An 11,972-nucleotide genomic window follows, 5' to 3' on the forward strand; every position below is an offset into this window, starting at 1 on the left:
CGCAGAAGTGGGGCACTGGAAGGAGATCCGACGATGACCACAGTGGAGCCGGCACCGGACGAGGTCCGCGTGATCGAGGCCGGCGCGGCGCCCACGCGGTTCGCCCGTGGGTGGCACTGTCTCGGGCTGGCCGAAAGCTTCGCCGACGGGAAGCCGCATCCCATCACCGCGTTCGGGCAGAAGCTCGTGGTGTTCGCCGGCGAGGACGGCAAGCTCAACGTGCTCGACGCGTACTGCAGGCACATGGGCGGCGACCTGTCGCAGGGCACGGTCAAGGGCAACGAGGTCGCCTGCCCGTTCCACGACTGGCGCTGGGGCGGCGACGGCCGCTGCAAGCAGATCCCCTACAGCCGCCGGGTTCCGCTGCGGGCGCGCACCGCGGCGTGGACGACGATGGTGCAGGACAAGATGCTGTTCGTCTGGAACGACCCGGAGGGCAATCCGCCGCCGGCCGACGTCGTCATCCCGCGCATCGAGGGCGCCACGCGCGACGACTGGACCGACTGGACCTGGTACGAAACGCACGTCGACACGAACTGCCGCGAGGTCGTCGACAACGTCGTCGACATGGCGCACTTCTTCTACGTGCACTTCGCTTTCCCCACGTACTTCAAGAACATCTTCGAGGGACACGTCGCCACCCAGCTGCAGCGCGGCACTTCGCGGGAGGACGTGCGTCCGCCCGCCAAGGACGGGCAGCCGAAGGCGCTCGGCAACACCTCCGTCGCCGCCTACTACGGGCCGTCGTTCATGATCGACGAGCTGACATATCACTACGAGGGCATGGACATCGACGCCGTCCTCATCAACTGCCACTACCCCGTCACGGCGAATTCGTTCAAGCTGCAGTACGGGATCATCGTGAAGCGCACGGACAAGCTCTCCGGCGCGGAGGCCGAGGAAACCGCGCGCAAGATGGGCGATTTCATCCGGATCGGGTTCGAACAGGACGTGCAGATCTGGAAGAACAAGACCCGGATCGAGAACCCGCTGCTGTGCGAGGAGGACGGTCCGGTCTACCAGCTGCGGCGCTGGTACGAACAGTTCTATGTGGACGTCGCGGACGTCACGCCGGAGATGACCGAGCGGTTCGAGTTCGAACTGGACACCGCGAAGCCGAACGCCGCGTGGCGCAAGGAGGTCGAGGAGAACCTCGGCCGCCGGACCGGCGAGCGCGTCTGATGGCGGTCCGGGCCGACAACCGGCTGCTGGACGAGCCGATGCGGCCGGTCCAATGCGGAACCTGCGAGGCGTGGCTGACGGTGCGCAAGAGCAGCTGGCATCAGACAAGCATTCAGTGGGATGCCGACGCTTCCGCGCGATGTGTCGAACGGTCGGCTTGCCCGGAGGATCTGTTCCGCGGCTGTCACGCGTTGCGGGATTCGATCGACCGGGCGGTCGCGGACGGGGGAATTCCGGTGGCCGGCGAATGAGCATGAACGAGAAGTACGGACCCTGGGCGGTGATCGCGGGCGGTTCGGAGGGCGTTGGCGCGGCGTTCGCGCATCAGCTCGCCGAGGCCGGGATCAATCTGGTGCTGATCGCGCGCAAGCCGGAACCGCTGGCAGAGACTGCGGCGGCGGCGCGGGCACGCGGTGTGGAAGTGCTGACCGCGCAGGTGGATCTGCTCGATCCAGTCGCGCTCCCGGCGATCCGGGAAGTGACTGACGGGCGTGAAGTCGGTCTGCTGATCTTCAATGCTGGCGCGAACAGTTACGGGCACGAGTTCGTCACCGGGGATCTCTCGCGGGTGCGTGGGGTCATCGACCTGAACATCACCGCGCAGCTCGCGTTGGCACATCACTTCGGCGCGTTGATGGCAGCACGCGGGCGCGGTGGAATCCTGCTCGTGGGCTCGCTGGCCGGGTATCTCGGGCAGGCGGAGATCAGCGTGTATTCCGCGGTCAAGGCGTTCAGCCGGGTGTTCGCCGAGGGGCTGTGGCTGGAGATGCGGGACCGCGGCGTGGACGTGCTCGAACTGGTGCTGGGCGTCACCCGGACTCCGGCGATGGAGCGGGCCGGGCTGGCGTTCGACCTGCCGGGGCTGAACGTGGCCGAACCGGAGGACGTCGCGCGGGAAGGGCTGGCGCATCTCGCGGACGGGCCGGTGTGGGTGGCGGGTGGCAACCTCGCCGCGGCGGAGAAGCGGAGCGGGTTCCCGCGAGCGGAACTGGCGCTGGCCGCACACGAGGCGACGCGGAAGCTGCTCCCAACGCGGTAGCCAGCGGTCCGTGAAGGGCTCCTTGAGGGAATCTGATTCCCTCAAGGAGCCCTTCACGGACCTGCCAAGAAACCACCGACCGCGGAGTGGAAACCGCTCGGGTCCTCCACCCACGGCAGGTGACCGGCTGGCAGCTGCACGCGCGACACCTCGGGCAGCGCCCGTTCCAGCGAGTCCACCGCCTTGCGGGGCCGGATGTCCGCTGTCCCGTCCACGATCAGGGTCGGCGCCTTCAGCGTCTCGCACTGGCCACGCAGATCCGGCGAACGCTCACGGTTCAGCGCGGCGTTGCACTCGAAATTCACGCCGAACCACGGGTCAGCCATGGCTTCGGCGTGCCGAAGTGCGCGCTCCCGGTCGGCGAAGTCCGCTGACCATTGCAGGACGCAGTACTCCCGGTCTTCCTCCGCGGTGCGGTCCCGGTCCCGCAGCGCCTCCCAGCGCCCCAGGCGCCCACCGAGCGCGACGCGGAGGTTGTGCTCGTACTCCGCGTGCCAGGTCGAGTCGTCGTCGATCCCGGTGCCGGAGACGTAGACCAGCTTCGTTACGCGGTCCGGATGCGCCAGCGTGTAGCGCAACGCCAGCTGCGCGCCCCACGAGTGGCCCAGCAGCGCGACGCTGTCCCAGCCGAAATGAGCCCGGATCGCGTCGAGGTCGGCCACCGTCCGCTCCACGGAGTACGGTCCCCGCCGCTGCGACCGGCCGCATCCTCGCTGGTCCCAGCGACAGATCGTCGCGGCTGCCGAGAGGTCAGCCGCGACGTCCGCCATCATGTCCCACAGCCCCGGGCCGCCGTGACAGAAGACGACCGGTTCGCCGTCGCCTGTCTTCGCCGCCCAAAGCCGGATGCCGTCTTCCGTCCGCACCGCTTGATCCACGCGACGCAGTATGGCGGCGGTCAGGCCTGCGCGACCCGCACCCGGGCAGCCGTGTCGTTCTCCTCGACCAGCCCGCCCTGCGCGGGTTTGCGGCCGTGCTTCATCACCAGGATGATCGCCACCCCGACGATGCCGACGACGCCCGCCCACAGATACGACTGGGTGAACGCGGCGTCGCCGTAGATCACCGCGTGCGATTGGGGCAGCGTCATCCGGACGTGCTCGGCCATGATCGCGCCGGTCACCGTCACCGCGGCCGACGACGCCAGCATCGCGATCACGCCGGCGATGCAGTTGCCCGCGCCGCCGAGCCGCTCGGGCAGGGCGTCCTGCAGCAGGTTCGCGTTGGAGGAATGGAGGAACCCGACCGCGAACCCGGCGACGAAGCTGGTGATCGCGACCTGCCACTGCACGGTGAACATCCGCGAGCCGAGGAACATCACCACGAGGAAGCACAGGCTGGACGCGAGCAGCACCTGCCGCGCGCCGATCCGCTTCGACAGATAGCCGCCGAGCGGGCCGACGACCATGCCCACGACGCCGAGCGGGAACGTCCACAGTGCCAGCTGCAACGCGGAAAGGCCGACGCCGTAAGTGTTTCCGGGGATGTGCGGCGTCTCGAACATGGTCGGGCTGAGGATGCCGTGCGCGTTCATCATGTACGACACCAGCCCGACCGCGACCACCGTCGGCAGGAATTTGCGGCCGACGAGCACCCGCAGGTCGATCAGCGGTTCCCTGGCCTTCAGCTCGCGCAGCACGAACGCGGCCAGCAGCAGCACCCCGATCCCGAACGCGCCGACGGTCTTCGTCGAACCCCAGCCCCACGTGCCGCCCTTGCCGACCGCGACGAGCAGAATGCCGAGGCTCGCGCCGAGCAGAATGGCGCCGAGAATGTCGAACGAAGATTTGACCCGCACTTTGCTTTCCGGCACCAGCCACGCGTGCAGCGGCAGCAGGATGCCGACGTAGATCACCATGAACCAGAACACGCTGCGGAACCCGAAATTGTCGATCAGCACCCCGGCGAGAAACGGGCCGGCGACCGCGCCCATGCCGATTCCGGTGACCACCGAACCGAGGGCGACCGGCACGTACGAGCGCGGGATCACGTCGCGCACGAGTGCGTAGGAAATGTTCACGATGCCGACCAGGCTGCCCTGCAGCAGGCGGCCGATCAGGAGCAGCGCGAACACGTCGGTGGTCGCGCACACGATGCTGCCGAGCAGGAAGATCGCGCCCATCACGAGGATGATCCGCTTCTTGCCGTAGCGGTCGGCGGCCTTGCCCGCGAGCGGCAGCACGACCGCGCCGGCGAGCGTCACCACCGAGGCCGCCTGCGCCACGTCCAGGGTGCGGAAATGCGCGGCCATCCCGGGCAGCGCCGGGTACACCATGAGTATTTCGAACGTGGCGATTTCGGAGAGCAGAATGATCAGCGCGCAGACCGCGATGATCCGCCCGCGGGAAACAGGTCCGTTCGCCGGATTCAGGTCGAGTGCCATGCCGGTCCCTTTCCAGAAGTGATCAGGGGAATCCCCGCCGGAATACGAGGTCCCGCGCTGATGAGGCCGGAATCGACGTGAGCGTAATCACGGCGGCCGGACAGCCCTGGCGCGATCCCGCTCACCGGGAGAGCCGAAACCCCTTCAGATATGCGAGCCGCCGTCGACGCGGATCTCCGCACCGGTCAGGTATCCCGCGTCCGCGGAAGCGGCGAAGGCGATCGTCGCCGCGATCTGGTCCGGTTCCGCCGCGCCCATCGGCGAGCGGATGCGGCTGTAGTACGAGGTGTCGAGACCGGCCAGGACGTGCTCGCCGACCAGCGGCGTCGCGACCGTGCCCGGCGACACGACGACCACGCGCACGCCGCGGCCGACGACCTCCGCCGCGAGGCTCAGCGAGAACCCCAGCACTGCGGCTTTGCTCGCCGAATAGGCGGTCATGTAAGGATTTCCGTGCGTAGCGGAACTGGAGGACACGTTCACGATCACGCCACGGCCGTCGGGCAGCTGCGGCAACGCTTCCCGGCAGCACAGCGCGGTGCCGATCAAGTTCACGTCGTAGAGCCGCCGCAGGTCCTCGACGGTCAACTCGGCGATCGGCGTCGTGCGGTGGATTCCGGCGACATTGACGACCACGTCGATGCCGCCGAGTTCAGCCGCCGCGGCCCGGACCGCGGCCGAGATCGCGGATTCGTCGGAGACATCGGCCTGATGCCGCAGGATTCGTTCTGTTTCCGGAGTCCCGGAGTGGTCGACGTCCACGGAGAAGACGGTCGCGCATTCGGCCGCGAGACGGAGCGCGGTCGCTCGGCCGATCCCCGAGCCGCCACCGGTGAGCAGGACTTTCGCGTTCTCGAATCGGCCCATCGCTGCCTCACTGGGGCGCCGTGAGTGTTTACGCCGGCGAGAACCGGCATCGCCACTCACGACGCCTCGTACGTAACCTTGACCTCGTCCGTCTTCGGGCGGGCCTGACAGGCCAGGATCAACCCGTCCGCGAGGTCCTGGGCATCCAGGACCTCGTTGTGCGCCAGGTCGACTTCACCGCTCACGAGCACGCAAGCACAGGCACTGCACGCGCCTTCCCGGCACGAGAACGGCGCGTCCAGGCCTGCCGCCAGGAGGACGTCGAGCAACGCGTTCTCCCGCGGCCAGCGGAAGGTGCGCGTCTCCCCGTCGAGTTCGACTTCCACTGTGCCCGCCGGGCCGGACTCGTCCACCTCCACTGACTGGAACGGATCACCGGTGAGCGACGTGAACCGTTCCACCGTAATGCTTTCCACGCCGAGTCCGTCAAGGACCGCTGAAGCCAGGTCCATGAACGGCCCGGGTCCGCAAAGGAACGCCTGCCGATCCCGGTACGGCGCGGTCAACGCCCGAAGCCCGGCCTCGGTCGGCAACCCCTGCACCGATTCCAGCCAATGCGACACGGTCAGCCGATCCGGATGCTCCTTCGTCAGCCGCACCAGCTCGTCCCAGAAGATCACCGACTGCTCGTCCCGGTTCGCGTAAACCAGCGTCACCCGTCCGGAACCGGCCCGCAGGCAGGATTTCAGGATCGACATCACCGGCGTGATCCCGCTTCCGGCGGCGAGCAGCAGCACGTCGGCGTCGAGCGAACGCGGCGTGAACGCGCCCGATGGCCGCAGCACCTCCAGCACGGTCCCCTCGACCGCGTTGTCCACCAACCAATTCGACCCGTAGCCGCCCGCGGTGCGCTTCACCGTGATTCTCGCCGGCTCCTCGCAATACGGGGAACTGCACAGCGAATAGCACCGCGCGACACTGTCCTCAGCGGACGGAATCCGCACGGTGAGGAATTGCCCGGGCAGATAGTCGAAACTGCCCTCGATCGGTTCCAGTACCAGCGAATGCGCGTCAGCGGTCTCGCGGACCACCTCGGTCACCCGCACGCGCATCGCGCTCATGCCGAGCGCGCGGCGTGCCGTGCCGCGAGATAGCCGAAGACGATCGACGGCCCGATCGTCGCGCCTGGACCAGCGTATTCGTTGCCCATCACCGCAGCGGTCGTGTTGCCGGTGGCGTACAGACCGTCGATCGCCGAACCGTCGTCCCGCAGGACCCGGCTGTTCTCGTCGCACACCAGGCCGCCCTTGGTGCCGAGGTCGCCGACCTCGATGCGGAACGCGTAATACGGGCCCCGCTCGATCACGTCGAGACACGGGTTCGGCAGGGTCGGATCGCCGTAATACCGGTCGTAAGCGGATTCCCCGCGGCCGAAGTCCGCGTCCACTCCATTGCGAGCGAAGCCGTTGAAGCGCTCGACCGTTCCGGCCAGCGCGTCGGCCGGAACTCCGATTTTCCCGGCCAGCCCGGCGAGAGTGTCCGCCCGGTGCGCGATTCCCGCCGCGTAGTACGGCTCCGGAATCGGCGCGCCCGGCAGGATCTGGGCGAACGGATAGCGCGCCCGGGCCTTGGCGTCCATCACGAACCAAGCGGGCACGTGTCCGCCTTCGAGCTGGGCGTGCACGAAGGTGACATACGGCGCGGATTCGTTGGTGAACCGCGTGCCCTCGGCCGACACGATGACCGAACGCGGGATCGACCGCTCGGACACCAGCGGCACGACCGCGCCGGACGGATGCCGCACCGACGGCATCCACCACGCGTCGTCCATCAGGTCCGTGGCCGCGCCGACGCCCAGCCCGGCCTCGATGCCGTCGCCGACGTTCTCCCGCGCGCCGCCGCTGTAATCGTCCCACGCGGCTTCCGGCAGATAGCGTTTCCGCAGATCAGCGCTGTGCTCGAAACCTCCGGTCGCCAGCAGCACACCACGGCGGGCGCGGATCCGCTGCTGCGCGCCGTCGTGCTCGGCGACGATCCCGGTCACCCGGCCGTCTTCGACGACGAGTTCCGTCATCGGCGACCGCAGCCACAGCGGGACCCCGGCGTCCTTCAACGCCATCCGCAACCGCGCGACCAGCGCACGACCGCCGGTCGCCATGTGCCGGCGCCGCACCACGTTGGACGAGACCCGCCAGGCGGCGATCACCGACGCCCACCGGCCGCGCCAGGTCCGCTTGACCATCGCCAGATCGTGGTAATCCTTCGCGGTGACCCACAGGCCGAGCGGACCCTTCATCGTGTTCGGCCGCTGGTACCGCTCGTCCTCGCCGAGCTGCCGGGTGTCGAACGGCTTCGCCTCGACCGACCGCCCCAGCGGACGACCGCCCTCCAGCTCCGGGTGGTAATCGGCGTACCCCTTCACCCAGAAGAACCGCAGCCACTTGCTGCGCTCCAGCAGCTCCATCGCCGCCGGGCCGTGGTCCACATACGCGTCGAGCCGCTTCGCGGGCACCCGTCCCTCGGTGAGCAGGTCGAGGTAGCGGCGGATCGACGCGCGGCTGTCCTCGTGCCCGGCCGCGCGCAGCGTCGGGTTGTTCGGGATCCAGATGCCGCCGCCGGAGATCCCGGTTGAGCCGCCGTACATCGCGCCCTTCTCGACGACCAGCACGTCCAGCCCGGCCGCCGCGGCGGTCAGCGCCGCGGTCATCCCGCCGCCGCCCGAGCCGACGACGACGAAGTCGTGCTCCGCGTCCCAGGCCATCACTCGCCGTCCTTCCGGAGCAGGAACGCGAGGACGGCGCTTTCCCACGCGTCCTTCTGCTCGATCATCGTCCAGTGGCCGCAATTCGGGAGGATGTGCAGTTCCGCGTGGGGAATCGTGCGCATCGGAATCAACGCCATGTCGAGCGGGCTGACCCGGTCGTCCCGGCCCCAGGTGATGAGCGTGCGAGCGCGGATCTTGCGCAGGGTCGCCCACAGCGGGGTGACGTCGAAGGCCGCGGCCGCCTGCGCCCGCAGCACTCCTTTGCCGTACATTTTCTTGGCGCTGGCCAAGGAATCCGCCGCGGTAGCCAGCTTCCACCGCTCCTCGATCAGCTCTTCGGTGATCAGGCCGCGGTCGAAAACCATGGAGTTCAGCCACTGCACGAGCCGTTCGCGCGTCGGGTCTTCGACGAACTCGGTCAGCAGGTTGATGCCCTCGCCCGGAGCCGGGCTGAAGATGTTCGTGCCCATCCCGCCGACGGTCACCAGCCGGCGGACCCGGTCCGGGTGCGCGATCGCGGTACGGGTGGCGACGAAGCCGCCCATGGAGTTGCCGACGAGGTCGGCGGCGGCGATGCCGAGCCCGTCGAGCAGGTCGAGCACCGCGCGTTCGGCGGCGGGCATCGGCGGCGCGTCGACCGGATCGCTGACGCCGAATCCGGGGAATTCCAGGATCAGGCACCGGAAGTGCGCGGCGAACGACGGCAGATTCGCGCGGAAGTTCTGCCATCCGGTGACGCCGGGGCCGGATCCGTGCAGCAGTACGACCGGCGGCCCGTCGCCTGCTTCGTGGTAGCGCAGCACGCCCCGGTCGGTGCGGAGTTCGCGCAGCGTCGCGTCGTGGCTCAGTTCCGGCATGGCTGACCTCTTGCTCGTGGGTGCGGGATACCGCCGAAGCTAGCCAGCCGCCGGACGCGCGCGGGCCTTCAGTCCCGGTCACCGAGAGAGCCGGGAGCCGCCCGGGCCGGCAGCTTTTACCGTCGAAGCCATGCAAGCCACCGAAGCACCGAGCCCGCTGGAGATGCGCCGCGCGCTGAGCCGGTTCGCCAGCGGGGTCACCGTGGTGACCGGCGTCGACAGCGGCGAGGCGGTGGGGTTCACCTGCCAGTCCTTCACGTCGGTGTCGCTGGAACCGCCGCTGGTGCTGTTCTGCGCCGACCGCGGCGGCCGGGCGTGGCCGCGCATCCGGTCCGCCGGGCGGTTCTGCGTCAACGTGCTGGCCGAACCGCAAGCCGATCTCTGCGGCCGCTTCGGATCCCGCCGCGGGCTTCGCTTCGAAGGACTGGATTGGGAGCTTTCCCGCTGGGGCACGCCGGAATTGCCCGGTGTGCTGCTGCGCGTGCACGCCGAGGTCGAAACCGTGCACCGCGCGGGCGACCATGACGTCGTCCTCGGCCGCGTTCTCGCACTCGACCCCGGAACCGACGACCGGCCGATGATCTTCTACCGCGGCGATTTCGGCGTGGAAGGGAGTCCGGACGAGGTTCCGGGTTATCTCTGGGGCTGGAGCGACCGCTGAGCCGCCGTTGGGCTCGACTCCGACGGGGAACGCGTGACGGTGACGCCGAGATTCCATGCGCTGGTTGCCCATCGGCCAGGAACGGCACTTCCTTCCCGTTCTCCGGCAATCACCGTCAGAGCATCCGCGGCAGCTCCTGACCGCGTGAAGAACGCGGTGCCAGGCGCTCGGCCAGCGACGCCGGAATCCCGACCGTCGCGGCTCGTCGCGACCCGCGCGCAGGCACGGCTTCCCGCGACCCGGCAACCGTTCCGGGCCGCGATCGGGTCGCCGGCCCCATCCGCGGAACGAACCGCGCCGAAAGGGACGCGCACCGGACTCCGGCGGCAAGGCATCCGGCTCCGGCGTTTTCGGCTGAACTTCGCTGCCGCGGCTCCGCCGGGACTCGTCTCTCCGCTCCCAGATTCGCGGCTGCGGTTCCGGGAGAATCATCATTCTGGTCACCACACCATCATGTCGAACACCTGTTCGATATCGCATCACTCGGCCAGGTACAACCCGACCACCCGGTCGAGGTGACCACCGGCGCAGTGGTCACGCGGCGCGACCTCGCCGAGGCGATTCGGTCGCCCCGCGCGTGTCCCGCATCGGCTTGACTGGCCGGCGCGACGGGCGGAAACCGCGGTGAAGCACGCGGGCACCGGGACCCCCCGGGTATCCCGGTGCCCGCGCGCCTGCCCTCGCGAGTCCACCCCGCCGGACACCGGACTCGCGGTCGTCGAGGACAGCGCTTTTCGTTGCGAGCGGGGATTCTCCGCAAAGTTCTTGCTGAATTCCGCGAATCGGTTCGCGTGTTACAGAGAATGGGACTTTCGCGATGATGCGGGAAGAGAACGTCTCGTCATACGAGACGCCGCAGTCGCGAGGCGTCCGGAGGCAGGGGTGCGGGCGTGCACACGCGAAGTCGCTGCGGCGGAGATGCCCAGCAATTCCACACCGAGGGAGCGTCTCTGCGCGATCTCGACAAGAACTGCCTGGACGTCTCGTTCGGCAACATCTGGTGGGGCGCTTCGATCCAGACGCGGCACTGCGACGGCGGCGGCACTCAGTCGTGGCGCATCAGCTGACCCGCGACGAACGCGAGCCGACCTGACTGAAGCGGGACCGCGCTCAGGACAGAAGCGCGCCCCCACGACGAATCCCGCCTCTCACGAACATCAAACCCGCAGAAACCGCAGCACGACGGCACATCCCTCGTCTAACAGCCCCGCCCCAGCGACCCAGCCTCCTGCTCCAGCGCCCGCACCATCGCCACCGCCGCCGGACTTGGCTGCTCCCCCGTCACCGCCCACAGCACGCGCCGCAGCCCGCCGCACTCGTCGCGCACGGGGACCCATCGCACGTCGGCGGGCAACGAGTCCGCCGCGAAACCGGGCACCAGCGAAATTCCCAACCCTGCCGCGACCAGGCCCAACCGCGTCGGCCACGCGCGTACCGCGAAGGCGATCGACGACCCGGCGATTCCCGGCCACGTCCCGGATTCCGGCGAGCCGCCCGCACCGACGATCCATTGCTGTTCGGCCAGTTCGTCCGGTTCGACCCAGCTGCGCCCGGCGAACGGATGCGATTCCGCGACCGCCACTCCGTACCCGGTTCCGCTGCGCAATTCGGTGCGCCGCAAGCCCTCGAAGTCGTATTCCGGCAAGCCGTCGCCGGTGACGGCCACCGCGACGTCGAGGCGGCCGCGGCGCAGGGACTGCAGTTGCGCCGGGGTCGCGGATTCGGCGAGCTGCACCTCCACGCCCGGATGGGCGCGCAGCAGCCGGGAAACCGCGCGGGGCAGCAAAACCGCCGACGCCGCCGGGAATCCGCCGACCGCGATCCGCCCGGCCAGCCGGTCGCGCAGTCCGGCGAGTTCTTTTCCGGCCGCGTTCACGCTGTCCAGCACGCGACCGGCGTGCCGGATCAGCACTTCTCCTGCTGTCGTAGGGCGGATTCCGCGGGCATGCCGTTCGAACAACGCGGTTCCAGTAGCGCGTTCGCTCGCCGCGATCTGCCGGGACACCGCGGATTGCGTGTAGCCGAGCCGATGCGCGGCAGCACTGAACGACCCGGTGCGGGCCACCTCGACCACGACCCGCAGGCCGGTGAGCGTCAGATCAGCCATTCCGCCAACCATATCCGAAACGAACGGCCCCGGACGTCCACAGTAGACGCAACGGCGGCCACCTCCCCTTGCCTGCGACGCGAAATACCGGTTCGGAACGGGATTTCCGCGCCCCGAAGGACACCGAGCGTGCCCCAACTACCCCGCCGCGGGTGCCGCCGAACGCCCGAAT

The 11,972-nt window shown here is 69.0% G+C and carries 12 protein-coding genes; 5 read left to right on the plus strand and 7 right to left on the minus strand.

The annotated features are described in order from the left end of the window. The first annotated feature begins 33 nt into the window (after positions 1–33). From H4281_RS24420 to H4281_RS24430, 3 genes are read left to right on the plus strand one after another with little or no spacing between them, the layout of a single operon-like run. On the plus strand, positions 34–1,182 hold the full coding sequence (locus H4281_RS24420; RefSeq protein ID WP_182893256.1) for a 3-ketosteroid-9-alpha-monooxygenase, oxygenase component: 1,149 nt from the start codon (positions 34–36) through the stop codon (positions 1,180–1,182). Continuing rightward, the gene (locus H4281_RS24425; RefSeq protein WP_182893257.1) at positions 1,182–1,433 is read left to right on the plus strand and encodes a ferredoxin; all 252 of its coding nucleotides are present in this window, start codon (positions 1,182–1,184) and stop codon (positions 1,431–1,433) included. The genes H4281_RS24420 and H4281_RS24425 overlap by 1 nt, the downstream gene beginning before the upstream one ends. Next, complete coding sequence (locus H4281_RS24430) at positions 1,430–2,221, plus strand: SDR family NAD(P)-dependent oxidoreductase (protein WP_182893258.1); 792 nt, start codon at positions 1,430–1,432, stop codon at positions 2,219–2,221. The genes H4281_RS24425 and H4281_RS24430 overlap by 4 nt, the downstream gene beginning before the upstream one ends. A 53-nt stretch (positions 2,222–2,274) precedes the next feature. On the opposite strand, the gene H4281_RS24435 is transcribed toward H4281_RS24430, so the two are convergent. From H4281_RS24435 to H4281_RS24460, 6 genes are all read right to left on the minus strand, one after another. Beyond that, the gene (locus H4281_RS24435; RefSeq protein ID WP_182893259.1) at positions 2,275–3,099 is read right to left on the minus strand and encodes an alpha/beta fold hydrolase; all 825 of its coding nucleotides are present in this window, start codon (positions 3,097–3,099) and stop codon (positions 2,275–2,277) included. Positions 3,100–3,119: 20 nt separating this feature from the next. Next, positions 3,120–4,604 carry an MFS transporter gene (locus H4281_RS24440; protein ID WP_182893260.1) on the minus strand — a complete coding sequence of 495 codons (1,485 nt, stop codon included), beginning with the start codon at positions 4,602–4,604 and terminating at the stop codon, positions 3,120–3,122. Positions 4,605–4,748: 144 nt separating this feature from the next. Then, a complete protein-coding gene (locus tag H4281_RS24445) occupies positions 4,749–5,471 on the minus strand; it encodes an SDR family NAD(P)-dependent oxidoreductase (RefSeq protein WP_182893261.1) in 723 nt (240 codons plus the stop codon). A 56-nt stretch (positions 5,472–5,527) separates the two neighbouring features. After that, complete coding sequence (locus H4281_RS24450; protein ID WP_182893262.1) at positions 5,528–6,532, minus strand: ferredoxin--NADP reductase; 1,005 nt, start codon at positions 6,530–6,532, stop codon at positions 5,528–5,530. Continuing rightward, complete coding sequence (locus tag H4281_RS24455) at positions 6,529–8,172, minus strand: FAD-binding protein (RefSeq protein WP_182893263.1); 1,644 nt, start codon at positions 8,170–8,172, stop codon at positions 6,529–6,531. Before H4281_RS24455 ends, H4281_RS24450 begins: the two co-directional genes overlap by 4 nt. After that, the gene (locus tag H4281_RS24460; protein ID WP_182893264.1) at positions 8,172–9,032 is read right to left on the minus strand and encodes an alpha/beta fold hydrolase; all 861 of its coding nucleotides are present in this window, start codon (positions 9,030–9,032) and stop codon (positions 8,172–8,174) included. Before H4281_RS24460 ends, H4281_RS24455 begins: the two co-directional genes overlap by 1 nt. Before the next feature lie 130 nt (positions 9,033–9,162). Between H4281_RS24460 and H4281_RS24465 the strand changes: the two genes are divergently transcribed. After that, a complete protein-coding gene (locus H4281_RS24465; protein ID WP_182893265.1) occupies positions 9,163–9,693 on the plus strand; it encodes a flavin reductase family protein in 531 nt (176 codons plus the stop codon). A gap of 890 nt (positions 9,694–10,583) precedes the next feature. Next, entirely contained in the window at positions 10,584–10,760 is a 177-nt protein-coding gene (locus H4281_RS24470; RefSeq protein ID WP_182893266.1) for an RICIN domain-containing protein, read from the plus strand. Between the two features lie 131 nt (positions 10,761–10,891). Here H4281_RS24470 and H4281_RS24475 read toward each other — a convergent pair whose 3' ends face one another. Beyond that, complete coding sequence (locus H4281_RS24475; protein ID WP_182893267.1) at positions 10,892–11,800, minus strand: LysR family transcriptional regulator; 909 nt, start codon at positions 11,798–11,800, stop codon at positions 10,892–10,894. Between the last annotated feature and the right edge of the window lie 172 nt (positions 11,801–11,972).

Source organism: Amycolatopsis dendrobii (assembly GCF_014145675.1).
In the GTDB taxonomy this organism is placed as follows: Bacteria; Actinomycetota; Actinomycetes; order Mycobacteriales; family Pseudonocardiaceae; genus Amycolatopsis; species Amycolatopsis dendrobii.

What these genes read in the sequence shown, in the direction of transcription:
- H4281_RS24420 (WP_182893256.1), top strand. Translation starts at nt 34, where the DNA reads ATGACCACAGTGGAGCCGGCACCGGACGAGGTCCGCGTGATCGAGGCC.
- H4281_RS24425 (WP_182893257.1), top strand. Translation starts at nt 1,182, where the DNA reads ATGGCGGTCCGGGCCGACAACCGGCTGCTGGACGAGCCGATGCGGCCG.
- H4281_RS24430 (WP_182893258.1), top strand. Translation starts at nt 1,430, where the DNA reads ATGAGCATGAACGAGAAGTACGGACCCTGGGCGGTGATCGCGGGCGGT.
- H4281_RS24440 (WP_182893260.1), bottom strand. Translation starts at nt 4,604, where the DNA reads ATGGCACTCGACCTGAATCCGGCGAACGGACCTGTTTCCCGCGGGCGG.
- H4281_RS24445 (WP_182893261.1), bottom strand. Translation starts at nt 5,471, where the DNA reads ATGGGCCGATTCGAGAACGCGAAAGTCCTGCTCACCGGTGGCGGCTCG.
- H4281_RS24450 (WP_182893262.1), bottom strand. Translation starts at nt 6,532, where the DNA reads ATGAGCGCGATGCGCGTGCGGGTGACCGAGGTGGTCCGCGAGACCGCT.
- H4281_RS24455 (WP_182893263.1), bottom strand. Translation starts at nt 8,172, where the DNA reads ATGGCCTGGGACGCGGAGCACGACTTCGTCGTCGTCGGCTCGGGCGGC.
- H4281_RS24460 (WP_182893264.1), bottom strand. Translation starts at nt 9,032, where the DNA reads ATGCCGGAACTGAGCCACGACGCGACGCTGCGCGAACTCCGCACCGAC.
- H4281_RS24465 (WP_182893265.1), top strand. Translation starts at nt 9,163, where the DNA reads ATGCAAGCCACCGAAGCACCGAGCCCGCTGGAGATGCGCCGCGCGCTG.
- H4281_RS24475 (WP_182893267.1), bottom strand. Translation starts at nt 11,800, where the DNA reads ATGGCTGATCTGACGCTCACCGGCCTGCGGGTCGTGGTCGAGGTGGCC.